The 25,154-nt window shown below is 57.7% G+C and carries 27 protein-coding genes; 8 read left to right on the plus strand and 19 right to left on the minus strand.

The annotated features are described in order from the left end of the window. Positions 1-26 precede the first annotated feature (26 nt). The 6 genes from AC13DE_RS12815 to AC13DE_RS12840 all read right to left on the minus strand — a co-directional run bounded on the left by AC13DE_RS12815 (position 27) and on the right by AC13DE_RS12840 (position 4,991). On the minus strand, positions 27-326 hold the full coding sequence (locus tag AC13DE_RS12815) for an acetyl-CoA acetyltransferase (RefSeq protein ID WP_483048036.1): 300 nt from the start codon (positions 324-326) through the stop codon (positions 27-29). Further along, positions 326-1,537: an acetyl-CoA C-acetyltransferase gene (locus AC13DE_RS12820; RefSeq protein ID WP_446296409.1), complete on the minus strand. Its 1,212-nt coding sequence runs from the start codon at positions 1,535-1,537 to the stop codon at positions 326-328. Before AC13DE_RS12820 ends, AC13DE_RS12815 begins: the two co-directional genes overlap by 1 nt. Positions 1,538-1,555: 18 nt before the next feature. Continuing rightward, a complete protein-coding gene (locus tag AC13DE_RS12825) occupies positions 1,556-2,194 on the minus strand; it encodes a glutathione S-transferase family protein (RefSeq protein ID WP_483048037.1) in 639 nt (212 codons plus the stop codon). Between the two features lie 300 nt (positions 2,195-2,494). Then, entirely contained in the window at positions 2,495-2,707 is a 213-nt protein-coding gene (locus AC13DE_RS12830; RefSeq protein WP_446296411.1) for a hypothetical protein, read from the minus strand. Between the two features lie 52 nt (positions 2,708-2,759). Continuing rightward, a complete protein-coding gene (locus tag AC13DE_RS12835; RefSeq protein WP_483048038.1) occupies positions 2,760-4,541 on the minus strand; it encodes an acyl-CoA dehydrogenase C-terminal domain-containing protein in 1,782 nt (593 codons plus the stop codon). Positions 4,542-4,589: 48 nt separating this feature from the next. After that, positions 4,590-4,991, minus strand: coding sequence for a MerR family transcriptional regulator (locus AC13DE_RS12840; RefSeq protein WP_446296413.1), 402 nt, complete (start codon positions 4,989-4,991; stop codon positions 4,590-4,592). Positions 4,992-5,214: 223 nt separating this feature from the next. On the opposite strand from AC13DE_RS12840, the gene AC13DE_RS12845 reads away from it, so the two are divergent. Together AC13DE_RS12845 and AC13DE_RS12850 are read left to right on the plus strand one after the other, a co-directional pair. Next, positions 5,215-5,961, plus strand: coding sequence for a helix-turn-helix transcriptional regulator (locus tag AC13DE_RS12845; RefSeq protein WP_483048039.1), 747 nt, complete (start codon positions 5,215-5,217; stop codon positions 5,959-5,961). 158 nt (positions 5,962-6,119) lie between these two features. Further along, positions 6,120-6,296, plus strand: coding sequence for a hypothetical protein (locus AC13DE_RS12850; RefSeq protein WP_446296415.1), 177 nt, complete (start codon positions 6,120-6,122; stop codon positions 6,294-6,296). Here the strand turns inward: AC13DE_RS12850 and AC13DE_RS12855 are convergent. Next, entirely contained in the window at positions 6,293-6,679 is a 387-nt protein-coding gene (locus AC13DE_RS12855) for a MerR family transcriptional regulator (protein ID WP_446313981.1), read from the minus strand. The genes AC13DE_RS12850 and AC13DE_RS12855 overlap by 4 nt on opposite strands. 117 nt (positions 6,680-6,796) lie before the next feature. On the opposite strand from AC13DE_RS12855, the gene AC13DE_RS12860 reads away from it, so the two are divergent. Genes AC13DE_RS12860 through AC13DE_RS12870 form a run of 3 tightly spaced genes read left to right on the plus strand, consistent with a single transcriptional unit; the run spans position 6,797 to position 9,085 of the window. Continuing rightward, the gene (locus AC13DE_RS12860) at positions 6,797-7,219 is read left to right on the plus strand and encodes a PaaI family thioesterase (RefSeq protein WP_446296417.1); all 423 of its coding nucleotides are present in this window, start codon (positions 6,797-6,799) and stop codon (positions 7,217-7,219) included. Beyond that, the gene (locus tag AC13DE_RS12865) at positions 7,216-7,728 is read left to right on the plus strand and encodes a PaaI family thioesterase (protein ID WP_483048040.1); all 513 of its coding nucleotides are present in this window, start codon (positions 7,216-7,218) and stop codon (positions 7,726-7,728) included. Before AC13DE_RS12860 ends, AC13DE_RS12865 begins: the two co-directional genes overlap by 4 nt. Continuing rightward, positions 7,721-9,085: an MATE family efflux transporter gene (locus AC13DE_RS12870; protein ID WP_483048041.1), complete on the plus strand. Its 1,365-nt coding sequence runs from the start codon at positions 7,721-7,723 to the stop codon at positions 9,083-9,085. Before AC13DE_RS12865 ends, AC13DE_RS12870 begins: the two co-directional genes overlap by 8 nt. A 27-nt stretch (positions 9,086-9,112) precedes the next feature. On the opposite strand, the gene arsC is transcribed toward AC13DE_RS12870, so the two are convergent. The 4 genes from arsC to AC13DE_RS12890 are packed head-to-tail and all read right to left on the minus strand — an operon-like array spanning position 9,113 to position 11,287. After that, the gene (gene arsC, locus AC13DE_RS12875; protein ID WP_483048099.1) at positions 9,113-9,472 is read right to left on the minus strand and encodes an arsenate reductase (glutaredoxin); all 360 of its coding nucleotides are present in this window, start codon (positions 9,470-9,472) and stop codon (positions 9,113-9,115) included. Next, on the minus strand, positions 9,469-10,512 hold the full coding sequence (locus tag AC13DE_RS12880; RefSeq protein ID WP_483048042.1) for a quinone-dependent dihydroorotate dehydrogenase: 1,044 nt from the start codon (positions 10,510-10,512) through the stop codon (positions 9,469-9,471). The genes arsC and AC13DE_RS12880 overlap by 4 nt, the downstream gene beginning before the upstream one ends. Beyond that, the gene (locus AC13DE_RS12885) at positions 10,509-10,940 is read right to left on the minus strand and encodes a DUF1330 domain-containing protein (protein ID WP_446313283.1); all 432 of its coding nucleotides are present in this window, start codon (positions 10,938-10,940) and stop codon (positions 10,509-10,511) included. Before AC13DE_RS12885 ends, AC13DE_RS12880 begins: the two co-directional genes overlap by 4 nt. Beyond that, positions 10,937-11,287: a DUF952 domain-containing protein gene (locus tag AC13DE_RS12890; RefSeq protein WP_446296422.1), complete on the minus strand. Its 351-nt coding sequence runs from the start codon at positions 11,285-11,287 to the stop codon at positions 10,937-10,939. Before AC13DE_RS12890 ends, AC13DE_RS12885 begins: the two co-directional genes overlap by 4 nt. A 154-nt stretch (positions 11,288-11,441) precedes the next feature. On the opposite strand from AC13DE_RS12890, the gene AC13DE_RS12895 reads away from it, so the two are divergent. Continuing rightward, complete coding sequence (locus tag AC13DE_RS12895; RefSeq protein ID WP_483048043.1) at positions 11,442-12,998, plus strand: bifunctional metallophosphatase/5'-nucleotidase; 1,557 nt, start codon at positions 11,442-11,444, stop codon at positions 12,996-12,998. A 63-nt stretch (positions 12,999-13,061) separates the two neighbouring features. Here AC13DE_RS12895 and AC13DE_RS12900 read toward each other — a convergent pair whose 3' ends face one another. The 3 genes from AC13DE_RS12900 to AC13DE_RS12910 all read right to left on the minus strand — a co-directional run bounded on the left by AC13DE_RS12900 (position 13,062) and on the right by AC13DE_RS12910 (position 16,119). Then, complete coding sequence (locus AC13DE_RS12900; protein ID WP_483048044.1) at positions 13,062-14,309, minus strand: MFS transporter; 1,248 nt, start codon at positions 14,307-14,309, stop codon at positions 13,062-13,064. A 455-nt stretch (positions 14,310-14,764) separates the two neighbouring features. Then, positions 14,765-15,124, minus strand: coding sequence for a cupredoxin domain-containing protein (locus AC13DE_RS12905; protein ID WP_446313281.1), 360 nt, complete (start codon positions 15,122-15,124; stop codon positions 14,765-14,767). Between the two features lie 101 nt (positions 15,125-15,225). Further along, entirely contained in the window at positions 15,226-16,119 is an 894-nt protein-coding gene (locus tag AC13DE_RS12910) for a LysR substrate-binding domain-containing protein (RefSeq protein WP_483048045.1), read from the minus strand. A gap of 96 nt (positions 16,120-16,215) precedes the next feature. Between AC13DE_RS12910 and AC13DE_RS12915 the strand changes: the two genes are divergently transcribed. Together AC13DE_RS12915 and AC13DE_RS12920 are read left to right on the plus strand one after the other, a co-directional pair. Then, positions 16,216-17,439, plus strand: a complete 1,224-nt coding sequence (locus AC13DE_RS12915; protein WP_446313570.1) for an acyl-CoA dehydrogenase — start codon at positions 16,216-16,218, stop codon at positions 17,437-17,439. An 86-nt stretch (positions 17,440-17,525) separates the two neighbouring features. After that, on the plus strand, positions 17,526-19,706 hold the full coding sequence (locus AC13DE_RS12920) for a thiamine pyrophosphate-dependent enzyme (protein ID WP_483048046.1): 2,181 nt from the start codon (positions 17,526-17,528) through the stop codon (positions 19,704-19,706). Here AC13DE_RS12920 and AC13DE_RS12925 read toward each other — a convergent pair. From AC13DE_RS12925 to pcaD, 5 genes are all read right to left on the minus strand, one after another. After that, positions 19,703-20,935, minus strand: coding sequence for a mandelate racemase/muconate lactonizing enzyme family protein (locus tag AC13DE_RS12925; protein ID WP_446313568.1), 1,233 nt, complete (start codon positions 20,933-20,935; stop codon positions 19,703-19,705). The two genes, AC13DE_RS12920 and AC13DE_RS12925, sit on opposite strands and share 4 nt — an antisense overlap. Before the next feature lie 63 nt (positions 20,936-20,998). Next, positions 20,999-22,090 (minus strand): Zn-dependent alcohol dehydrogenase, encoded by a 1,092-nt coding sequence (locus AC13DE_RS12930; RefSeq protein WP_483048047.1) that lies wholly within the window; start codon positions 22,088-22,090, stop codon positions 20,999-21,001. Between the two features lie 220 nt (positions 22,091-22,310). Then, entirely contained in the window at positions 22,311-23,645 is a 1,335-nt protein-coding gene (locus AC13DE_RS12935; RefSeq protein ID WP_446296796.1) for a lyase family protein, read from the minus strand. Positions 23,646-23,648: 3 nt separating this feature from the next. Next, the gene (locus AC13DE_RS12940) at positions 23,649-24,359 is read right to left on the minus strand and encodes an alpha/beta fold hydrolase (protein WP_483048048.1); all 711 of its coding nucleotides are present in this window, start codon (positions 24,357-24,359) and stop codon (positions 23,649-23,651) included. Continuing rightward, positions 24,352-25,140 (minus strand): 3-oxoadipate enol-lactonase, encoded by a 789-nt coding sequence (gene pcaD, locus AC13DE_RS12945; protein WP_483048049.1) that lies wholly within the window; start codon positions 25,138-25,140, stop codon positions 24,352-24,354. Before pcaD ends, AC13DE_RS12940 begins: the two co-directional genes overlap by 8 nt. Positions 25,141-25,154: the final 14 nt, after the last annotated feature.

The raw sequence follows: 25,154 nt of genomic DNA on the forward strand, positions 1-25,154 counted from the left end.
CAAATCTCTCCCTGATTTGGAGTGTGTTACGAGCGCTGAGGCGTATAGTCAGCGAATTTTTCAAGCAGTGAGCGGATCAAGGCGATGGTGGCTTCGGGGCCTTTGTCGCAGTCATCCGCGCTTAGCAGTATCCGTTTGAAGTCCTTGAACCGCTCGCGGTCATAGCTGTCGCTTGGATCGTTGCGATGCTTGAAGAACAGCGGCGGCGTGGCCTGATACAGGCGCACGTATTGCCCCCCGCGTTCTTCTGCGAGCTTAAGGTCCCTCAGCCCACGCCGCGCTGCCAGATCGGCTACGGCGTGGAAAGGATGCGGCTGGTCGCCCATCAAACGCGCTCGATGATGGTGGCGGCACCCATGCCGGAGGCGATACAAAGCGTGGCCATCCCGACTTCCTTGTCCGAACGCTCAAGCTCGTCCAGCAGCGTGCCGATGATCATCGCGCCGGTGGCTCCCAAGGGGTGACCCATGGCGATCGACCCGCCGTTCACGTTTACCTTGCTTTCATCAACGTCGAACGCCTGCATGAAGCGCATGACCACGGCGGCAAAGGCTTCGTTGACCTCGAACAGATCGATGTCGTTGATGTTCATGCCATTGTCGGCAAGGATCTTTTCGGTCACGGGAACGGGGCCGGTCAGCATGATGGTCGGGTCGGTCCCGATCTTGGCGGTCGCACGAATACGCGCGCGCGGCTTGAGACCGTATTTCTCGCCGAATTCCTTGTTCCCGATCAGGACAGCCGCCGCACCGTCCACGATGCCCGAGGAGTTCCCCGCGTGGTGGATGTGGTTGATCTTTTCGAGGTGCGGATATTTCATCAGCGCGACCTTATCAAAGCCGGGCATGACCTCGCCCATCTGCTGGAACGCAGGGTTCAGCGCGCCAAGTGATTGCATGTCGGTCTGGGGGCGCATGTATTCGTCATGGCTGAGGATAGACAAGCCGTTCTGGTCTTTTACGTCGATCACCGATTTTGCGAACCGGCCTTCGTCCCAGGCTCGCTTCGCTCGTTGTTGCGACTTGACGGCAAGCTGGTCGGCCTCGTCACGGGTAAAGCCATATTCGGTAGCGATAATATCGGCCGAAATTCCCTGCGGGACAAAGTATTTCTCCATCGCGATCGTAGGGTCGACGGCAATCGCAGCACCGTCGCTTCCCATCGCCACACGGCCCATCATTTCAACGCCGCCGGCGATATAAGCCATGCCAGCGCCGCCGCGCACCTGGTTAGCGGCAAGGTTCACCGCCTCCATCCCGGATGCACAAAAGCGGTTGATCGCAAGCCCGGGGATGCGCTCGTCCAAATCTGAGGCCAACACCGCTGAGCGGGCCAGACAGCCTCCTTGCTCCATCACTTGTGTCACGTTGCCCCAGATTACGTCCTCGACGGCGTGCCCTTCCAGGTTGTTACGCTCCTTGAGCGCGTTCAGCGTCAATGCGGACAGGCGCAGCGAGGTTACCTCGTGCAGCGACCCGTCTTTACGACCCTTGCCGCGCGGCGTGCGTAATGCGTCATAAATGTATGCTTCGGTCATGTGATCTCTCCGTTTCTGTCAGGCGCGGTCAGCTGGGCTGCCGGGCATTAAATCATAAGGGGCTTTCCAACCCGGTGTTTCGCTCAGGCGCGAAAGCCACGCGTCGATATGAGGCCAATCCGTCCGGTCAAATCCGAAAGGTTCCGGGTAATAGAGATAGCCACAGCAACTCAGATCGGCGTTTGTTATCTGGTCTCCGACAATCCACTGACGGCCATCAAGATGATCATTGAGCACCGCATACGCCGCCGCTAAACGACCTTGCATAAAGGCGATGACTTCCTTGGGGCGCTTGTCTTCAGGCAAAAAATTCGCGAGAAAGCGCGTCATCCCCGCGTTGGAGCTCAGCTTGTGGTTGTCCCACAGCACCCATCGCAAGATCTCGCGGCGTTCGTCGGCGTTTTTCCCGTCAAACTTGCCAGACTTTTCCGAAACGTAATCTTGTATGACACCGGACTGGGTGAGTCGGACATTACCGTCGACCATAACCGGGGCTTCACCCATATTGTTGATGCTCGTACGATAATCAGGAGTACGGGTCTCACCGCCGAAAAAGTCGACCTTTACCGGTTCCCAATCGAGGCCGGACAGTTGGAGTGCGAGGGCAGCTTTGTAAGCGTTGCCACTTTCGCCAAAACAGTAAAGTTTGATGGTCATATATGCCTCCCATAGGCGGTAGTAGAGTTAATCGTTGCGGTGGGGGTATCACACCCCCACACCCCCGTGGAGTTTTTTCGGCAAAATGAAAATGACGTTATTCTTGTTAAGCAAATGCTAAGTGTTCTGGGGTATCAACACTGGGCGGGGCAGGCTGGAGAGCCGAGCCGCGTGCAAAGTGAAACCCTGCTTTGGTCTTAAGCTGTAATAGGGCCAGAGCAGGGCGACAGGATTTCATTTTGCCAAAGAAACTCTCCCCGAAGGGTCGGTATCGTACAGGCGTATCTTCGAAGGTTCCTTTCATTTTTTCCGATCATCCAATTCGGCGTTGAAAAGCCGAAGGCGCGCAGTGAGATTTTCTTGGTTCGTAACGCTGTTAAAATTTTCGAATATAAATGACAGCGCTTCACCTTCGTCCAAACCTGCTTCGGAAGAAAACTTTTTGAGGCGACGATACCCGTCTTCTGTCATTGCCACGGGAAAGCGGCGGGTCAGGCGAAAACGTTTAGGCATAGCGGTCCTTTCTCTGGGCGTGAGGAGCGGGGTTTCTCCCACTCCCCGCAACTTAGAAGTTTGCCGAATCCAGCGCCATTACTGTCTGTGCGCCTGTTTCAATTCGGGTAAGGTGCAAAGCTGTCGCGGGCAATTGGCGGGCCATGTAAAACCGTCCGGTAGCCAGTTTGGATTCGAAGAAGGCGGGGTCGCCTCCCTTGTCCGCGAGGGCTTGCCTGGCGGCGATCGCCATTCTTGCCCACATGTAGCCCAAGCAGACGTGCCCGAACATATGCATGAAATCATTTGATCCTGCTAAGGCGTTGTTAGGATTCTTCATGCCATTTTGCATGAAATACATCCCCGCTGATTGCAGATCCTTGCTTGCTGCTTTCAGCGGTTCCAGGAAATTCTTGTCGAACTCGGCGTCCTGGCCTGCATTGTCCTTGATAAAGGTTTTGATCAGGTCGAAGAACGCCATGACATGCTTGCCACCATCTTGTGCCAATTTGCGTCCGACCAAATCTAACGCTTGAACACCGTTGGCACCTTCGTAAATCATGGCAATCCGGGCATCGCGCGTGAATTGGGACATTCCCCATTCCTCGATATAGCCATGGCCGCCATAAATCTGTTGCGCCTTGATTGTCATGTCATAGCCAACATCGGTCAAGAAGCCTTTGATGACGGGGGTCATCAGCGAGATCAACCCGTCGGCAGCGCTGTCACTCGAACGGTGTGCGGCGTCGATCAGATTTGCCCCCCATAAAATGAATGCCCGCGCCCCCTCGATGAAGGATTTCTGTTCCATCAGGCTTCGGCGGATATCCGGATGCACAATCAATGGATCGGCGGGGCCGTCGGGGTTTTCGGCCCCGGTGACGGCGCGGCCCTGCAAACGGTCCTTGGCGTAGGCCAACGCGTTTTGATAGGCGACGTCGGCTTGTGCCAACCCTTGCATGCCCACCCCGATCCGGGCTTCGTTCATCATGGTGAACATGGCACGCATGCCTTTGTGTTCTTCGCCCAGCAGATATCCGACGGCACCATCATAGTTCATGACACAGGTTGAGTTGCCGTGTATCCCCATTTTTTCTTCGATGGAACCGACGGATACGGCGTTTCGATCGTCGAGAGACCCATCGTCATTGACCATGAATTTCGGGACAATGAACAGCGACACGCCCTTGATGCCTTCGGGGCCGCCTTCAATTTTCGCCAGCACCAGGTGAATGATGTTGTCAGCCATGTCGTGTTCGCCGGAGGAAATGAAGATTTTCTGTCCGGTAATCTTGTAGCTGCCGTCGCCCTGAGGTGCGGCCTTGGTCCGCATCAAGCCAAGATCAGTGCCGCAATGCGGTTCTGTCAGGTTCATGGTGCCGGTCCATTCGCACGAAACCATGTTCGGCAGGTAGGTTTCTTTTTGCGCGTCCGATCCATGGGCGAGGATTGCGGATGCGGCACCATGGGTCAGACCCTGGTACATGGTGAATGCCTGGTTAGAGGCCGAGAACATTTCTCCTACCGCAGAACCGAGGATATAAGGCATGTTCTGCCCGCCATATTGCTCGGGCATGTCCAGACCGGTCCAGCCGCCTTCCTTGACCTTGGCGAAGGCTTCCTTGAAACCTTTCGGGGTGTAAACCACGCCGTTTTCAAGCCGGCAGCCTTCCTTGTCGCCAACCGCATTCAGGGGGGCAAGAACTTCGGAGGTCAACTTTCCAGCTTCTTCGAGGATCGCGGAGGTGAAATCTGCTTCTAGTTCCTCATAACCGGGGATGGAAGACTCAGTGACGTTCAACACGTTATGCAAAACGAACTGCATGTCTTTGATTGGGGCGGTGTAGCTAGGCATGTGGTCTTCTCCCTTGGCCAGGCGGTCGTCGATTATGTTTCGTGTGATTTATTCGGCGGCGTTGCGCGTGCTGTTGATCGAGGCGATCATTTTTTCACCCCATTTCAACTGGTTTTTCAGATCATCTATAGCATTGGTAAGGTCGTCACGCTGTGCCTCAAGCTCGGCCAGGCGCTCGCGAGCGATATCATAGGTGCGCGCAAGTTGGGTCTGCTGCTGATCGCCCATATGATACAGGTCCAGAAGCTGGCGGATCTCTTCCAGGCTAAAGCCAAATCGTTTCCCGCGGAGGATCAGCTTGAGCCGAGCGCGGTCGCGTTTGGTAAACAACCGCTTTTGCCCATGGCGTTCGGGGAAAAGCAACTCTTTGGCTTCGTAAAAACGCAAGGTGCGCGGTGTCACATCGAATGCGGTACACATCTCGCGAATGGTCATTGTTGTGTTCGACATTTACGGTACTCGCTAAGTTATTTTGCTTCGTACAATAGGTATCTGCGTTTACTGCCCCGGCAATACTATGGAACATGAGGTTGACGTAAGCCAGACGTCACGTCACATGCGGGTTTGACGTTAGGGAACGTTACGTAAGCCCGAATTTTGCCTTATTCAATGAAAGGGTAGGAACAAAGCAGCGCGAGACACACACAATTCAGTGAACAAACAAGGAGCGGATATGACGGAAAGGTTGGAACTGCACGCATTCATCGGGCGCGTTAGAAAGACAACGTCTTATGCGTCCTTGTGGTTGTTGATTCAACGATATGCGAGAGACAACGATTTTCGCAGCGTCACTTACCACAGCATTGATGTGCAGTCTTTGGGGGCAGAGAATTTCGGGGCTGTGGAATTTGGAATTCCAGCCGATTTCCGGCGTGTATATCTGGAAGAGCATCTATATCTGGATGATCCGTTTCCAGCGATCGCGGCGACGCGGACCGAGCCTTTCTATTGGTCAGACATTACAGGTTCTGTGCAGCTTACCGCCAGGCAGTCGACCTATATCGAAAAAGCAAGTAAGGCGGGCTTTGCAGATGGGATGATAATGCAGGTCTTTGGGCCGCAGGCGCGAAATGCGTTGGTGAGTATCGGCTTTCAGAAGGGAAGACCTAGACTTTCACCCCAAGAGGTTACGGAAATGCAATGGGCCGCTCAGTCCGTTCATTTACATTTTTGCAGCATGTCCAAGCCGACCGATGGACAACATTCCCGTTTATCACCGCAAGAGCTTGAAGTGCTGCGCTGGATAGCCCGTGGCAAAAGCAATACCGTGATCGCTGAAATCATGGGGCTTTCACGCCACACAGTGGATACGATCATTCGCCGCATGTTCGGTAAGTTGGACGTGACAGACAGGACTCGCGCGGCGGTCAGGGGGCTCGCATTCGGCCTGATCCACCAATCTTCGGACTACTTGGCATAGCAATCAACGTGTAGCGTAACTGCGTGACATGTTCGCTTGGTAGAAAACAGTTAACATGGTAACTTCAACTTTAACGATTAGACATTAAATTTTGTTTTTGTTAACCATTACCGAGTGTGCGTAAACTTGGGTATAGAGTAAAGGTGGCTTAGTTGGTTATGCCAGATGTCGTTGGAGTAGATGCGCTGCGTGTTGCAGCAAGCAAAGTGGAAGATGCAGCTTACGAACTTGCTGCTGACGTAAACAGTGATCTGGTCTCGGAAATGATTGTTCTCGCGGCCGAGCTCACCCGGATCGCCGATATTGTTTCACGACGCGCGGCGCAGGTCCGCTAGGTCGCGGAATCCAGCTTGAGAAGTGATTGAGCCGTATCATCACGGAGCCGTTGAAGTTCTGCGATTGCTTCGTCTAATTGTACGCGCTGATCTTTCAATTCTTCAAGCTGGTGGTCTGCACTGACCACCCACGCGCGCATTTGGGCGTGGGTTCCTTCCTTTTCATAGATAAGCAGCCACTGGCGTATGCCTTCAAGGGTATATCCAAATTTACGCCCCCGCATGATCAGCTTCATTCGGGCGATTTCACGGGGCCCATAGCTGCGCGACCGGCCTTCGCGATCGGGATGAAGAAGCTCAATATATTCGTAGTAACGCAGTGTGCGCGGCGTGACGTCAAACTCTGCACACATCTCTTTGAAGCTCAGGCGTTTTTCAGTCATTGTTCTCTCCTCAGAAAAGAAACCTATGCGTAACATTCTGCAAGCGCAACACTCGGGGTTGCTCTAGGTGACCAGCTTGGTTGATATGGAACGGTGAACAACAATCAAGGGCAATTCATGTTAGACAAGCTGCGGATGGCCGAACAGTTCATTGCTGCCCTACCTTACAGTGCAGCGTTGGGAATGAAGCTCGAAGAACTCAATGACGGGGTATCGGTGATTTCCATGCCCTATGATGAAAGATTTGTCGGGGACCCACGCACCGGGGTAATTCACGGCGGGGCGGTATCGGCGCTTATGGATACGTGTTGTGGGGCGGCGGTAATGAGCCACCGCAGCAACCCCGGCGGTACCGCGACAATAGACTTGCGCATCGAATATCTGCGCATCGCCAAGCCGGGACAGCGGATAACGGCGCGAGCCGAATGCTATCATGTGACACGCTCGGTTGCGTTTGTTCGTGCCACGGCCCACGACGAAGAAGATGACAACCCTGTCGCAACCGCGACCGGCAGTTTCACCGTAGAGGGTCGCAGATGAGCGTACGTGGCAAGCCGGAAGCGGTTCAGGTTGTGAAGAAACGCCGCGACTCTGCGTTGCGGGCCTTGGTTGATGGGGTGCCCTATATCAAGTTTCTCGGTATCGAATTTGATCGCCGTGGCGATGAACTGACGGGGATTTTGCCGTTCTCCGATAAGTTCATCGGGAACCCGATGCTTTCGGCATTGCATGGGGGTGTGACTGCTTCGTTTCTTGAGGTCACATCGATCATTACCCTAAGCTGGGCTTATCTTTGGGACGACCTCGAAGCGGGTATCATCAAGGTAGACGCAGAGCGCGAACCGAATCTGCCGCGCTTGCCAAAGACGATAGATTTCACACTCGACTACCTGCGTTCCGGTTTGCCGCGCGATGCCTATGCACGGGCACGCATCAACCGGTTGGGGCGACGGTATGCTTCGGTGCAGGTCGATGCATGGCAGGATAACCGCGATAAACTGTTTGCCCAGGCCACCGGTCATTTCTTGATGCCGCAGCGACGTGACTGAAACGATCCCTAACGATGAGATAAAGGCGTTTGCGCGCGGCAAGGTGGCGGCGCGTGACGTTGTGACTCATCGCCGGGTACTGAATATCGCTATTCCCATCGTCGTTTCAAATGCCACAGTCCCGATATTGGGGGCGGTGGACACCGGCGTGGTCGGTCAGTTGGGTCTGGCTGCCCCGATCGGCGCGGTCGGGATCGGGGCAATCATCCTCTCGGCGCTGTATTGGGTATTTGGCTTTTTGCGGATGGGCACCGTCGGGTTGACTGCGCAGGCAGCGGGCAATCAGGACGACGCCGAAGTGGCTGCGCTTTTGACCCGGGGATTGTTGATCGGGAGCCTCGCCGGCATGACGTTGATCCTGTTGCAACTGCCGTTGTTTTGGGCTTCCTTTCAGGTGTCTCCGGCAAGCTCTGATGTGGAAGGGCTGGCACGAGCATATATGCGAATTCGCATATGGTCGGCCCCGGCGGCGATTTCGATTTATGCGATCACCGGTTGGTTGATCGCCCAAGAGCGTACCCGCGCGGTACTGGTCATTCAACTCTGGATGAACGGCATGAACATCTTGCTCGACCTTTGGTTCGTGCTGGGTCTGGATTGGGGGGTAGAAGGAGTTGCCTTTGCCACGTTCCTTGCCGAATGGACGGGTGCGGCGCTCGGTCTGTGGCTTTGCCGGGCGGCGTTTGCTGGTCCGGCCTGGCGCGACTGGGTGCAGGTGTTCGACGGGCCTCGATGGATCAACATGGCCCGCGTCAACAGCGATATCCTGATCCGATCATTATTGCTCCAGGCGATCTTCGTATCGTTCCTGTTTCTGGGGTCGGGCCTTGGTGATGTCACGTTGGCCGCCAATCAAGTCCTGCTGCAATTTCTGATGATTACGGCTTTCGCGTTGGATGGCTTTGCGTTTGCTGCCGAAGCTTTGGTCGGTCGCGCCATGGGGGCCAGACAACGCGATATCGTGCGTCGCAGCGCCGTGCTTACCAGCGGCTGGGGTTTTGTCATCTGCGTGTTGATGGCCGTTGTCTTTGCATGGGGTGGCGGGGCTATCATCGACCTGATGACCACCGCCGTTTCTGTACGTGCAGAGGCGCGCGTGTTTTTACCTTACATGACCGCGGCACCGTTGCTGGGGTGGGCGTCGTGGATGCTGGACGGCGTTTTCATCGGAGCGACGAGATCGCGAGACATGCGAAACATGATGGCCGTATCCTTTGCGATCTACGCGGCAAGCGTTATCATCCTGTTGCCCTGGCTGGGCAATCATGGATTGTGGATATCGTTGCTGATTTCATTCGTCGCGCGCGGTGTCAGCCTGGGGCTGCGATATCCGGCGCTTGAACGGTCCGTCGCCTAGACGGTCCAGCGAAACCCGTGGGTAATTCTAACGCGACGCTCCGCCTGCCCACAGTGGTTTGATCGCCTCGGGTGGCCGGCCAATGATCGCTGCGGTGCCTTTGAACGCGATTGGCCGTTCGATAAGAACCGGAAATTCGGCCATTGCCCGCAGCAGATCGTCATCGCTGGATGTCTTGGACAAGTTCAATTCCTTGAACTTGGCTTCTCCCGTGCGCATCATATCGATCGGGCGCAGGCCGAGAGCTTTTGAAGCGGCCAAAAGCTCTGCTTTGGTGGGGGCGTCATCCATGTAACGTCTGATCGTGACATCAACCTTTGCCTGTTCGATCAAGCCCAAGGTTTGACGCGACTTTGAACAACGCGGATTATGCCACAGGGTGATCATAGCCATTTTTTCCGCCTGCTGCCGACAGCGTCGGCAACAGTGTCGAACCCATCATGTTTTAACAATTTGTCCAATCCGCGCGCAATATCTGCCGCCAGTGACAACCCGCCATATACCAACGCGGTATATAGCTGTACTGCGCTCGCACCCGCACAGATCTTGGCATACGCGTCCTCGGCTGAACTGATGCCGCCGACGCCGATCAGCGGAATATCGGTTAGCGTCGAAAGCCGGGCGAGAACGCGCGTCGACTTTTTAAATAGGGGGGCACCGGATAATCCGCCCATCTCGCTGCGGTGGTGGCTTTGCAGGCCGTTGCGATCCAGTGTTGTGTTTGTCGCGATAATGGCTGCAACGCCCGCGTCGTTGGCAACGTCTGCGACGTCGGCAGTTTCGGCTTCGGTCAAATCCGGGGCAATTTTCAGAAACACAGGCGTATCGCCGCGCACGGCCATTACGCCAGCCAGCAGCCCAGCCAGTGCAGCCTTACCTTGTAGATCGCGAAGCTTTTCGGTGTTGGGGGATGACACGTTGACCGTCGCAAAATCCACATGATCCCGCGCCACTTCCATAACTCTGGCAAAGTCAGCGGCGCGATCCTGGCTGTTCTTATTAGCCCCAAGGTTCAATCCGACCGGCACACCGGCACCACGTCGCGCAAGGCGGGTGCAGATCACCTGCATCCCGTCATTGTTGAACCCAAAGCGGTTGATCGCCGCCCGGTCTTCGGTCAGTCGAAACAGCCGGGGTTTTTCATTGCCGGGCTGGGGCAAGGGGGTCGCGGCACCCACTTCGATAAAGCCGAACCCAGCATTGGAGAGAGGCGCAACGGCCGTGGCATTCTTGTCAAACCCCGCTGCCAGCCCGACCGGGTTAGGCAAAGACATGCCGGCGACGATCGTTTTCAATCTGGACGATGTGACCGGGCCTGGCGATGGTGCCAATCCTGCGCGCAGTGCCGCTATGGCGACGCCGTGGGCTGCCTCCGGGTCGATGCGGTGCAAGGCGCGCAGGCCCAGCTGTTCGGCGACTCGCCTCATGCAAATTGATCGGTCAAGGGCAACGGGGCGCTGCGTATTAACCTTGAGGTCGCTACCGCCGCTTGCCGATGTACCACCGCCAGCTTGTAGCGCGGATCGGATATCATCCGCAAAAACGCATGGGCGTTGGGATATTGCGCGATGAACATCAGATCCCAGGCTTCGTCACCGGGGCCGATCAAGGTTGCTTCGAATTGACCGCGCCAAAGGATCGACCCGCCCACGTCAGCCAAAACTGGCCCACTTTCGGCCCCGTAGTTCTTGTAGGCCTGCGCACCGGTCAGGGCCTTTGACGCCAAGGCATGATCATCTGGATAACAGGCCTTTTCGCGCAGACGCACGAGATTCAGCATGTTTATCGGGGTCTCGCGGTCCAGCGCTTTGAAGCTGTCAAACTGGTCCCGGTCCGGGTCGATATAGTTGGTCATCCTTTTTCACTTTCAAAGCCGGCCGGAAATTCATGGGCACCGTTCACCAGCGGCAAGGGCTGGGCCCATACGACATCCGGCATTGTCAACTCGCGATAAAGATGCGGAAACTTGGCGTTGCCGCGCGATATTTCCCATCTCAAGGCATCGCCCAGGCGTTCCGTCTCGATGGCGAGCAGAAACAAATCGGTTTCATCGGCAAAATGCTTTGCCGCGGTTTCGGCCGCTTGGCTTGCGGTGGAGAAATGCACATAACCGTCGGTGACGTCGATGGGCGCACCGCGGGTGGACCCGTTCTGGCGCAGGGTTTGCCATTCGTCGGCGCGGAATATTTTGTATATCAGCATGACCTTGTGATGCCTCGGTATAATCGATGGGTCAAGGGGCGACCGCCGTGCCACGCCAATTCGATTGGCTTTGTCATTCGGGCCGATGAAACATCTTTGAAAACAAACGCGATACGGTCACGATACGTCAAACCTTCAACCTGGGGAGATGACCATGAAACGATTCCTTTCGGCCACCGCGGTTCTTGCGCTGACGTCCGGCGCGGCAGCGGCTGACTTTAACCTGACAATTTTGCACACCAATGATTTCCACTCGCGGTTCGAACCGATCAGCAAATACGACGGTCCGTGCCCTGCCGAGGATAACGCGGCGGGTGACTGCTTTGGAGGCACCGCCCGTCTGGTGAACGCAATCAAGGACGCGAAATCGCGAAGCTCCAACTTCGTGCTCGTCGACGGGGGGGACCAGTTTCAAGGATCGCTGTTTTACACGCGCTACAAGGGTAAGATGGCAGCCGAGATGATGAATATGCTTGGCTATGACGGGATGACAGTCGGAAACCACGAATTTGACGACGGACCGGAGGTGCTTGCCGGGTTCATGAACGAGATCAATTTTCCGATCCTGATGTCGAATGCTGACGTTTCCGCAGAACCGTTGCTTGCGGGCAAGTTGGCTAGGTCGGCGGTGATCGAACGCGCAGGCGAGCCCATTGGGTTGATCGGGCTTACCACCGAAGACACGCCCGAACTTGCCAGCCCCGGTGAAACGGTGGTTTTTCTCGACTCGGTCGCGGCGGTTCAAGGCGAAGTCGATTTGCTGACGGCGCGGGGTGTAAACAAGATTATCGTGCTCAGCCATTCCGGCTATGGCGTGGATCAGATGGTCGCAAAAAACACCACGGGCGTTGATGTGATCGTGGGTGGCCACAGCAATTCACTGCTCAGCAACACAAATGATCGCGCCGATGGACCTTATCCCACCATGGTCAACCAGACAGCCATCGTGCAGGCCTATGCCTATGGTAAATACCTCGGTGAACTTAACGTGACCTTTGATGATGAAGGTAACGTCAAGCAAGCCTCGGGCGAACCGGTTCTGATTGATGGACGCACGCCCGAGGACGAAGCCACGCTGGCGCGGATCGCCGAGCTTGCCGCCCCGCTTGAAGAAATACGCAACAAGGTTGTCGCCAATACCACTGACCCGATCGACGGGGATCAGGCGGTTTGCCGGATCAAGGAATGCCAGATGGGCAATCTTGTGGCTGATGCGATGTTGGACAGAGTCGCCGATCAAGGTATCGAGGTCGCGATCCAGAACAGTGGCGGGTTGCGCGCCTCGATTGATGCCGGAGAAGTCACCATGGGTGAGGTGCTGGCGGTGCTGCCTTTCCAAAACACGCTGTCGACTTTTCAGGTTTCCGGGGCAGAGCTGATCGAAGCACTTGAAAACGGGGTTAGCCAGATCGACAAGGCGGCGGGTCGGTTTCCTCAGGTCGCGGGGATGACATTTACCGTGGATCCCAAGGCCGACGTGGGGCGTCGCATAAGCGATGTAACGGTATCGGGTATGCCCATTGACCCGGAAAAGACGTATGGAATGGTATCGAACAATTATGTACGCAATGGCGGGGATGGCTATGCGACGTTTAAAACCGCAAAGAATGCGTATGACTATGGCCCCGATCTGGCCGATGTAACCGCTGAATTCATTGCCAAGAATGGCGATTATACCCCGTATATCGATGGTCGAATAAAGATAAAGTAGCGCGCACAATTCTGCGTGGCACTGTGCCTTTCAATGCGTGGGCACCGTGCTTCGCATGGCTTTTCACGCGTTGCCGGAGACACTGTCTGCCTTGGCAAAGGCCGCCGTTTGCGGTGTTGAAATACGCCCGCCCGGAACCGGCCGGAAATCAATCTTGTCTTCCGCGGGAACTGCTTCGCGTTTCATGATGCGGAACATGGTGTAGAAGATGATCACGACGTGACTGCCCGCCGTGATGACAAACAGCGCGCGATCTGCGAAGCCCGCCATCGCCCAACCGGCGATCAATGGGCCGACAATTCCACCGACACCATAAAGCAACAGCAAGCCGCCGGAAATTTGGATCGAGGTTCCAGGGGCAGCGTGGTCATTGGCGTGGGCGACAATGACCGGATACATGGCGAAAATGGACCCGCCTAAAACCCCTGCCAGCACCAGATTAAGGGCTCTGCTGTCAGGCGCGAAAACAAGAAATGCGGCATCGGCGGCAAGGGCGAGCACCGCCAACCCGATCAAGACGTGACGTCGGTCAGTCTTATCTGACAGCCAGCCAACGGGAATCTGCGCCAGTGCTCCGGCCAAGATCGGAATGGATGTGAAAAGCGCAATTGTCGCGAGAACAAGCCCGACACGTTCGGCGTAAACCGCAGCAAGCGTGCCGAAGGCCGAATTGGAAACCCCGACGAATAGCACCGCGATGACGGCCACAGGGGAGTTGCGCCAAAGTGCCTTGAGATCAAGATTGACGCTAACCAGCGGGGCAGGGGTCGCACTGGAACTGACAGCGGTCGGAACCAGTGCCAAGCAATAAAAGATCGCGGCAATCGCGAAAAAGGTAAATCCGTTCGGGTCCCCCACCGTCAACAGCATTTGGCCCGCAGTGGTCGCGCCCAAGTTAACCATCGTGTAGACTCCAAACACCTTTCCTCGGCTGGAAGGTTCGGTCTGTTCGGACAGCCAGCTTTCCACAATCATTGCCGCCCCGGCAAAGCAGAAACCGCACAGGGCCCGCAGAATGATCCAGGCGATCGGAGTCACCAGCAACGCGCTCAGCAATATGGAAATTGCCGCGATCGCGGCCATCGCACCGAATGCCCTGATGTGACCAACGCGCCCGACCAGCCGGGCGGTGAAGATGCAGCCCGACACATAGCCGATAGCCCAGCCGGTTCCCAATAAACCCAACGACAGCGCCGAGAACCCCTCGTATTGCCCGCGCAGAGGTAAAATCAGCCCATTTATCCCGCCAGCGAAAAGCAGAAATGCGGAGCCAAGCAACAAGGTACTGACAGGCAGGAATTGGCGAAGCATAAGGGGGCCTTTAATCTGTCATGCCTGCGACGGCGGGTCATGATACGGTTCTACGTGACGGTCATCGCGCCGGTCACGATGGTCTATCCATCCTTGCCTTTGGCTGCACAAGCATAGGGCGGTTTAGTGATTTGCATATCTGTCTGCAACATAGACCTTGCCCCGGTTAAGTAAAACCGAATGTCGGTAACCTATGCGGCGATATCACTGTGCGGGACGGCGTGGCATTCATCGGTTGGGATTTGAGGTATCAAAATTGCGCATGACGTCGAAGGCAGAAAGTGAATGCCGGCGGGAACATCTGCTGGTCCGATAACGGGGACGTCAATTTTCAACTGGGCCGCTGATGCAAACGCAAGGGCAGCAAGACATGGTATTTCGTGCGGCCATGGTCTGGTCACAGTCGGCACAATAACGGATGAGGGCTGAAACCCGCGTCCCCTAGCGGGTCATCGTTATTCGCTGAGCGGGGGCGCGGCGAAGCTGATCTCGCCGGTATAGCTTACTTCGCCGTACCGGGTTTCACCGGTGGCAACGAACTGTAGCGGAGTTTTGCTGTCGACAGGATACGTAAAGGTTTGGCCCCGGCTCATGTTACCTGATTTCCAACTTTTTCTGTCGCCCAGGATTGAGCGGACGTCTGATGCCTCGTTGGTAAACTGAACTTTGTCACCGGGTTGCAGATAGGTTACCGCCGGGAAGAACCCCCGGTCGTGTATCAAGACATAATGGGTCTGGGCGACTGCGCTGCCAGCGCTGAGCACCAAGCCGACTGTCACGGATACCATCGCCGTTTTGCGAACAGAATTATACATTGTACCGCTCCTTACCATCATTCGGGCAGAGTCGGTGGTCTCCATCCGAGCAAGTTGAGCTTCATTTAATGAACTATTAAGGCGTAATTAGGGCAAATTGGTTATAAATGCCTATCCGTTTGGGCCGCCACCCATCCTTTGAAAGATTTCAACGCCGCTGTTTCGACGCGATCCTCGGGCCAGACAAGGTAATAATTGCCGATACTGTGGGTGGTTTGGGTCGATGCCAATACCAGTTGTCCATCGCGCAGATAGGGGGCTGCGGAAAACGTCGGCAACAGGGCTACTCCCAGCCCGTGTACCGCTGCCTGCGCCATGGTGGAAAACTGATCAAAGACCATACCGGCAGGGGGGTCCTGTGTGACGCCGAGCGCACGCAGCCATCGCGACCAACCGCGTGGGCGGGTGTCAAGATGCAATAGCGGATAGGTGAGGATTTCAGCGGCGTTTTCCAAAGGAGCACCCAAAAGCTCGGGCGCACAGACCGGCACGACGGTTTCTGGCATAAGATGCAGATAACCGACGCCGGGCCAGTCCTCCTTGCCAAAGTGAATTGCGGCGTCGAAAGGGCTGTTCTGGAATGAGAACGGGTGAAGTCGGGTGCTGAGGTTCACCGTGACTTCGGGGTGGGTCTGGGCGAAATCGCGCAATCTGGGGGCCAGCCAATGCATGCCGAACCCCGGCAGTATGGCAAGGTTCAGCGCACCGGCCGTCGGGTTGGTACGGGCTGATATCGACGCCTGTGCCAGCTTGTTAAGTATGTCGCGCACCTGCACGACATAACTTTTCCCCGCGTCGGTCAACACCAACTGACGGCCCTGCCGCCCAAGCAGGGCAACGCCCAACTGATCTTCCAACGTCTTGAGTTGCCGGCTGATGGCGCTTTGGGTCAGCGATAACTCGCGTGCCGCCTGCGTGGCACTGCCAAGCCGGGCAACTGCTTCGAAAGCGAGCAATGAATTGACCGAAGGCAGGAAGCGACGCGGCGCTATCATATGACTTTTACTCATAGGTTCAGGACAAAGCAGCGATAGTCATTTGCCGTTTGCTTTGCAATACTGCCCCAAATTCGCACCCCGAGGAGAACACCGATGAGCACTGAATTGCCAGTATTGAAAGCAAAGGACGCACCGGACATGGGGAGCTTTGATTGGGCAGACCCGTTCCGCCTTGTCGATCAGTTGACCGAAGACGAGCGCATGATCCAGCAAAGTGCCCGCGCGTATGCGCAGGAAAAGCTGCAGCCCCGCGTGATCGACGCCTTTGCCAACGAAACCACCGACCCTTCGATATTTCGCGAAATGGGCGACATGGGGCTTCTGGGCGTCACGGTGCCCGAGCAATATGGCGGGCTGGGGGGGAGCTATGTTTCCTACGGTCTGGTCGCACGTGAAGTTGAACGTGTGGACAGTGGCTATCGGTCGATGATGTCGGTGCAATCCAGCTTGGTGATGTATCCGATCTACGCCTATGGCTCGGAAGAGCAGCGCATGAAGTATCTGCCGAAACTGTCCAGTGGCGAATTCATCGGCTGCTTTGGCCTGACAGAACCGGATGCGGGCTCCGACCCTGCGGGCATGAAGACCCGTGCGGTGAAAACCGCCAATGGCTACAAGCTGACGGGCTCCAAGATGTGGATCTCGAACGCGCCGATCGCGGATGTTTTCGTGGTCTGGGCCAAGTCCGAAGAGCACGGCGGCAAGATCCGCGGCTTCATCCTTGAAAAAGGCATGAAGGGTCTGTCCGCACCCAAGATCGGCAATAAGCTGTCGCTGCGCGCCTCGATCACAGGCGAGATCGTGATGGACAACGTCGAAGTCGACGAAGATGCGTTGCTGCCCCATGTCGAAGGTCTGAAAGGCCCATTCGGCTGTTTGAACCGCGCCCGATATGGCATCAGCTGGGGCGCACTGGGGGCCGCTGAATTCTGCTGGCACGCCTCGCGTCAATACGGTCTGGATCGCAAACAGTTCAACAAGCCGCTGGCGCAGACACAGCTGTTCCAGAAAAAGCTGGCCGACATGCAGACCGAAATCGCGCTTGGACTGCAAGCCTCGTTGCAAGTGGGTCGTCTGATGGACAATGCCAACGCCGCGCCGGAAATGATCTCTATCGTCAAGCGCAACAACTGCGGCAAGGCGCTGGACATCGCCCGCATGTCCCGCGACATGCACGGCGGCAACGGCATCAGCGGCGAATTCCAGGTGATCCGCCACATGATGAACCTCGAGACGGTGAACACCTATGAAGGCACGCACGACGTGCACGCGCTGATCCTGGGCCGCGCCCAGACCGGCCTGCAGGCGTTCTTCTAAAGCATTGGAAAAGGGGCTCCATGCCCCTTTGGGACCACCATTCTTGCCACTGATCTGGCAAGATACGCATAGTCATAAGGTGTAAGATGGACCGTGTTCAGATCGTCCATGACAATTTCCTGCGTCGCGTTTCGGCGCGGGATTTTCCCGTTGGCGGCGGCGTCACGCCCGGTTTGTCGGACGCTGAGGCGATCAGGCTTTATCGCGCTCAGGTTCTGTCGCGGGCGCTCGATCTACAAAGCCGGGTCATGCAGAAACAGGGGCAGGGGTTTTACACCATCGGCTCCAGCGGCCACGAAGGGATGGCGGCTGTCGCGCATGCCCTGCGCCCCGATGATATCGCGTTCCTGCACTACCGCGACGCTGCATTCCAGATTGCCCGCGCAGATCAGGTCGAGGGTCAGGATATGATGCGCGACATGTTGCTGTCGTTTGCGTGTTCGGCTGATGATCCCACCAGCGGTGGCCGCCACAAGGTGTTGGGTAGCCGAACGTTGATGATTCCGCCGCAGACCTCGACGATCGCCAGTCACCTGCCAAAGGCCGTCGGTGCTGCACATGCGCTCGGGCTTGCCCGGCGCAATCCCCCCGAACACCAAATGCTGCCGCGTGACGGGATCGCGATGTGCAGCTTCGGCGACGCCTCCGCGAACCACTCTACCGCGCAGGGCGCTATCAATGCCGCCAGTTGGACCGCGGTTCAGGGGGTTCCTCTGCCGCTGCTGTTTGTCTGCGAGGACAACGGCATCGGCATATCGACGAAAACGCCAACCGGCTGGATCAAGGCTTCCATGTCAGCGCGGCCGGGGTTGCGCTACTTCGAGACCGATGGACTGGACCTCTATGCGGCCTATGCGTCGGCCAAACAAGCCGCTGATTACGTCCGCAAACACCGCAAGCCTGCGTTTTTGCACCTGCGCACGGTTCGGCTTTACGGCCACGCCGGGGCCGATGTCGCGACATCATACCTGCCCCGTGCCGAGGTCGAAGCAGACGAGGCGAATGATCCGCTGTTGCATACCGTGCGCTTGCTGAGCGCGGCTGGGGTGATGGACCCAACGGATGCCTTGACGCTCTATACCCGAACACTTGATCGCGTGGCCGAGGTCGCCAGCGATGTCGTCACCCGCCCACACCTGACGACGGCCGCTGACGTGATGGCAAGCATTGTGCCTCCGAAACGGTTCTGCGCCCCGACCAATGGTCCCAGCGTCGAACACCGCGCCGATGTATTCGGCAGCGACCTTGCCCAGATGGACAGCCCGCAGCCGCTCTCCAGGCTGATCAACTGGGCGCTGCACGATCTGATGCTCGCACATCCCGAAACGCTGTTGATGGGCGAAGATGTCGGTCGCAAGGGCGGCGTCTATGGCGTCACGCAAAAGCTGCACCAACGCTTTGGACCGGCCCGCGTGATCGACACCCTGCTCGACGAGCAAAGCATTTTGGGATTTGCCATCGGTGCTGCGCATAACGGCTTCATTCCGATGCCCGAGATCCAGTTCCTTGCCTACCTCCACAACGCCGAAGATCAACTGCGCGGCGAAGCTGCGACGCTCCCGTTCTTCAGCAATGGTCAATGGTCCAACCCGATGGTCCTGCGGATCGCGGGGTTGGGGTATCAAAAAGGCTTTGGCGGCCATTTTCACAATGACAACTCGCTGGCGGTGCTTCGCGACATTCCCGGCATCGTCATCGCGTGCCCGTCCAGCGGGGCAGATGCTGTATTGATGCTACGTGAAGCACACAGGCTGGCCCGCGAAGAACAGCGCGTGGTGGTATTTGTCGAACCCATAGCGCTTTACCCGATGCGCGATCTGCTGGAGCCGGGCGACGGCGCATGGATGACCTTCTATCCCGACCCGGACCAGCGTATCGGGCTGCAAGATATCGGCGTGTATGGAGACGGTTCCGATCTGGCGATCCTGACCTATGGCAATGGCCATTACCTAAGCCGCCAGGCCCAGGTCGACCTTGCCGCCCGGGGCGTACAGTCGCGCGTCATCGACATGCGCTGGATCGCGCCATTGGCCCAAGATGCGATCATTGCAGCGATCGGTGCGCGGCCCGTACTGATTGTCGACGAATGCCGCCGTACCGGTGGGCAGGCCGAAGCACTGATGGCGCTCCTGCAAGAACGCGGTATCGACAGCTACGCCCGGCTCACGGCCCAGGACAGTTTCATCGCCACGGGCCCGGCCTATGCCGCGACACTTCCATCGCGCGAAAACATCGTGGCGTCGGCGTGTGCCTTGGTGGGCCGCTAAGTCTTTATCGACGGGGCCCCGCCCTCGAATGCGTTCCCGTTGACATAATCACACGGGTCCTCCTGCATCTGCAAATGCAGGTCCTGACCATGGTAAGGATGCGCCCGGGCCAATGCTTCGTCCACGTCAATGCCCAATCCGGGGGCGGTCGGTGCCTCGATGTACCCGCCTTCGACACGGATGCAGCTTTTGATCAACTTGTCATGGAACGGGGTTTCGATACATTCGCACATCAGGATGTTGGGGATAGATACCGCAAGTTGAATGTTCGCCGCCCATTCGATGGGACCCGCATAAAGATGCGGGGCGACCTGTGCGTTATAAACCTCTGCCATAGCCGCGATCTTCTTCGCTTCCCATATGCCCCCGGCGCGCCCCAACGCAGGTTGTAATATCGCCGCCGCCCCCGCTCGCAACACCGGGGCAAACTCGGCCTTGGTGGTCAAACGCTCTCCGGTGGCTACGGGGATCGGTACAGCACGGGCCACGGCTGCCATCTGCTCGACTGCATCGGGCGGGATCGGCTCCTCATACCAAAGCGGGTCATAGGGTGCGATCGCTTGCCCCAACCGGATTGCGCCGGCAGTGGTGAACTGCCCGTGGGTTCCAAACAATAGATCCGCCTTTTCGCCAACCGCGTCACGGATAGCTTTGCAAAACGCGACGGACCGCGTGATATCCGACATCGCCGGCATATGCCCGCCGCGCAGGGTATAGGGCCCCGCAGGGTCAAACTTGACCGCTGTATAGCCACGCGCAATGCAATCCAACGCGGATTCTGCCGCCATCTGGGGCGAGGTCCAGAAACCCGTCATGTCATGATGCGCAAGCGGGTACAGATACGTATAGCCGCGAACCCGCTCATTCATCCGCCCGCCGATCAGGGCATGAACGGGCCGCTCACGGTGCTTGCCCAGGATATCCCAACAGGCAATCTCCAGCCCCGAAAAAGCGCCCATTACCGTCGGGTCGGGACGCTGTGTAAACCCCGAAGAATACACCCGCCGATACATCAGTTCGATATTTTCTGGGTTCTCGGCGTGCATGTGGCGCTCGAAAACGTCCTGGATAACTGCCCGCATCGCGGCCGGCCCCACCGTCGACGCATAGCATTCACCCCAACCGACGATGCCGGTATCCGTTGTGACCTTCACCAATATCCAGTATCGCCCCCCCCATCCTGGTGCCGGAGGGGCCGTCACGATCACATCCAGATCCTGCAACTTCATCGCGCGACCCTCTCTTCCAAATGGTTCAAAATCCCGGGGGTGCGGGGGCTGGCCCCCGCGTCGTTATCGATCAAACAGAATGACATTGCGCCGTGCAGCCCCTGTCTTGGTATCGTCAATAGCCTCGTTGATCTGCCCGAGCGACCACCGCCCCGATATCAGTTGGTCCAGCTTCAACCGTCCTTGGGTATAAAGATCGACCATCCATGGGATGTCACGCTGGATCACCACATCACCCATTTTCGACCCAACCATACCTTGCCCCATCGCGGCCAGCATTACCGGCTCATAGGTCGATACGTCGCCCGAATGTGGCATCCCGACCATGACCACACGCCCCCCGGCCGCCAGATATTTAGGCGCATCGTCATAGGCGGGAATAGCACCTACCGTAACAATCACCGCGTCAACGCCCGCGCGCCCCACCAAACCGGCGACCTTGCGCCAAGGCTTGTCGTCCGTGGCCAGCACCCCGTCCGTCGCTCCGAATTCTCGGGCGATCGCCAGCTTCTCTTCGCTCATGTCTACTGCAACGATGCGCCTGGCCCCGGCAATCCGCGCCCCTTGAATGGCGTTCAGTCCGACGCCACCCGCGCCGATCACCACGACATCCTGACCGGGGCGCAATGCAGCTGCATTCACCACCGCGCCGACGCCCGTGATTACGCCGCATGCAATCAGGCAGGCCGCGTCTTTCGGGATGTCCGGGCTGATTTTCACCACCTGCGCCTGATCGACGACCACTTTTTCGGCAAACGCACCCGACGCCATCGCCTGATGCAACTTGCCACCTTCCTTGGTCTTCAGCGGTCCGGTATCACCGTCATAGGGTGTTTCGCAAATCACCGGCCGGCCACTGGCGCAACTGGGGCAGGACCCACATGCCCGGATAAGCGTGACGATGACGCTATCGCCAGGGGCCAGGCCGCTGACCTGTTCACCTGTTGCGCTGATACGACCCGCAGCTTCGTGACCATAGACTGCAGGTAACGAACCGCCCCAGCCGCCTCCTGCATAGGAAATGTCGGAGTGACAGATCGCTACAGCGTCAAGCGTCACCTCGACTTCGCGGCCCTCGGGAGCCCGCAACTCGACATCTTCAACAACAAGGGGGGCACCAAACTCGTGGCAAACAGCGGCTTTGATCAGTGGCATCGCAGGTCCTTTCGAGCGCGTGAATTTCAGCCAAGGTGACGCCTGCCCGTTTCAGGTGCAAGCCTCTTTGTGATCGTGTCAGTCAATTCCAGCGGTGCGCGGGGGGATCGGCCACGATGTCGACCTGACGACGGCGTAAATATCGCCTTTGGTGTGCTCTGACTTGCTTGGGTTCGATGTAATTTGATGTGATTTGGTTCTATATGCTTGGCTGCACGCGCTAGCTGTTTGACATTGCCCGGGCCCGCGAGACAAACGCAGCTGCATCGTGCGGTGCCTGGCCCAACTGTGCCGCAGGGTCAAACAATGACCCCGGCACGCTGGGATAATCCGCGTGTACCAGGTCCGCCAGCGGGACCTGTTTTTCCAAAGCATCAAGGCAGAGTTGCTTGGTTATTCTTTGTGCTTCGGGGCGGGGCATGAACTCGGCCAACGCAAAACTCAGGGCTTCGGCGTGGATCAACCCCAGCTCTGCGTGCAGGGCGCTGTGCATTTTTACCGGGTGCGGCGATATGCCTGACGCCAGCCGCTTGGCTTGAGACAGCGCAGAGGCCAGGCACAACGTCAGTTGTGGCACCGCCATCCATTCCGAGAACCAAGCACCGCCATCGCGTTGATGCTGGTGCGCGGCAGCAGCCTGCAAGGTTACGCGTTGCCCGGTAAACTGGTGACCAAGTGCGATGATTGCGGAAGGTCCCACCGGGTTTTGCTTTTGGGGCATCGTCGACGACGCACCCGAAGCTCCCAGTGCGACTTCGGTGATACCTGTCATCGTCAAGCCAAGGGTGCTTTGCGCGATATGCGTCAGCGCCGCCATCACGCGACCTTGCCAATCGGCGATGCGCAAGATCGGACCGCGATCGACATGCCAACTGCGCTTGGGATCATTCAGCCCCAGTGCCTTGGCCAGCCCCGCGCGGGTTTCAGCCGCTTTCGGCCCCAAAGCGGACCCGGTGCCGGCGGCACCTGACAGCGACACGAACAACGAGGATTTGCGCACGCTTTCAAGCTCCTCGATGGCGCTGCACAGCGGCATCCCCCATTCCGCCAACACCGCGCCCCAGCTTGTTGGCGTGGCGTGCTGTCCATAGGTCCGGGCAGGAAGCGGCACCGCTGCATGCGCCTGCGCCGCATCGGCAAGATGGCCGATGATCTCGCGCAGATCGGTTTCCGCCAGCAGCAATGCCTGACGCAGGCGCAGCATCAAAGCGGTGTCGATGATATCCTGGCTGGTCGCGCCCCAATGAACGTGCTGCGCGAACTCAGGTGCCTGCATTTCCGACCGGAACTGGGCCAGCAGGCCCGGTACACACACGCCGTTTTCGCCGGTCGACGCCGCGACGGCACCCGGATCAACCTGAATTTCCAACGACGCGCGATGGATAGCGGCAGCGCTGATTTCGGGGATTACGCCCAGGCCTCCCTGTACTTTGGCTAGCGCGCCTTCGACCAGCAGCATGGCCCGGATCGCCGCACTGTCCGAAAACAGTCGGCCGGCATCGCCGGTCTGGAAAAGATGCGCATACAGGGGGCTGTCAAAAACGCTGGCGGCCATCGGTTACCTCGATAAAATCGTTTCGATGATCCGCGCCAAACGGGCGGGATCTGTTAAGAAGGGTGAATGGCCGGTAGCCATTTCATAGACATCCTTGTCCGGCCAGTCCTGTGTCATGGTGACCTGATAGGCAGGAGGGATCGTGCGATCATCCATGCAGCGGATATAGCTGCGCGGCAGCGACTCGGCGCGGCGTGTGTCAGGCAGGGCAACAGTCGTGGGGGCAATCGCTTGCGCACACAGGCGCGGTATTGCGAATTCTGCCGCACCGGGCGGGCAATCGTTGTAAAACAAAGCCTCGGTCATCGTGGGGTCAAGGGTAAAGCTCTTGCCGTCGTCGGCCATGCGCACCGCAGGCATCAGGGGCTGGCTGGGGGCCTGCTTGCGCATGTCGGCAAGGGTCATTCCGGGGGCCGGCACATAGGCGCATAAATAGATCAGCCGCGCCATCGCAGCAGGGTTTTTTTGCGCGGCGGCGCTGATCGCGAACCCGCCCATCGAATGGCCCACCACCACGGTCTGGGGGGTCGACGCGGCGAGCACCGCGTCGGCATAGCTGTCGAGGGTAACATCGTTGACGGGTGTCGGGTCATCCCCGTGTCCTGGAAGGTCTATGGCACGGGGCGTATGCCCCAAAGCGCGCAATTCGGGTAACAGATCACGCCAGCACCACGCGCCGTGACACGAGCCGTGTACCAGTAAAATGTCAGACATGGCCGACGCTTCTTAGGAAATCAGTCAACACGCGGGCGTATTCCCGAGGATGCTCCACGCAAGGCAGATGCCCGGCCTTGCGGATGACATGAAACTTTGAACCGGGTATCAGGTCGACCGTTTCGCGAACCAGATCGGGCGGGGTCGACCCGTCTTCAGCACCTGCGATGCCCAGACAGGGCAAGCGCATCGCGGCGGTGGGCGTATAAAAATCTGTTCCCGAGATCGCGGCGGAACACCCCGCATAGCCTGCGTCCGGCTGACGCACGACCATGTTGCGCCACAGTTCCAGCTCTGGGGTGCCTCGAAAATCAGCGGCAAACCAACGCTCCATAATCGCGTCGGCCAGGCTTTCGATGCCGTTCTCCTCTACTGCCTTGATCCGCTCGGCCCACATGTCTGGCGTACCGATCTTGGCGGCGGTGTTTGACAGGACCAGCGCCCGGACCAGATCCAGACGCTTGGTTGCCAAGCCCTGTGCGATCATGCCGCCAATGGATAGGCCGACAAAGACGCTTTCCTTTACTTCCAGAAAATCCATCAGCTTTTCGGTGTCGCTGATCAAGGATCCCATTTTATATGGTGCAGGCGGGCAGGTCGACAGTCCATGGCCCCGCTTGTCAAATCGGATGATCCGCAACCCCTTGGGTAGGAACGGCAAAATAGGGTCCCACAGGCGCATGTCGGTGCCAAGCGAATTGGCAAAGACCACCGGCGCGCCGTCGTCAGGGCCGTCGACGCGATAATGCAGGCGCACTTCGCCCGTATCAAAAAGCTTCATATCTGTGGCTCCTT

Source organism: Sulfitobacter sp. L-8 (assembly GCF_056859255.1).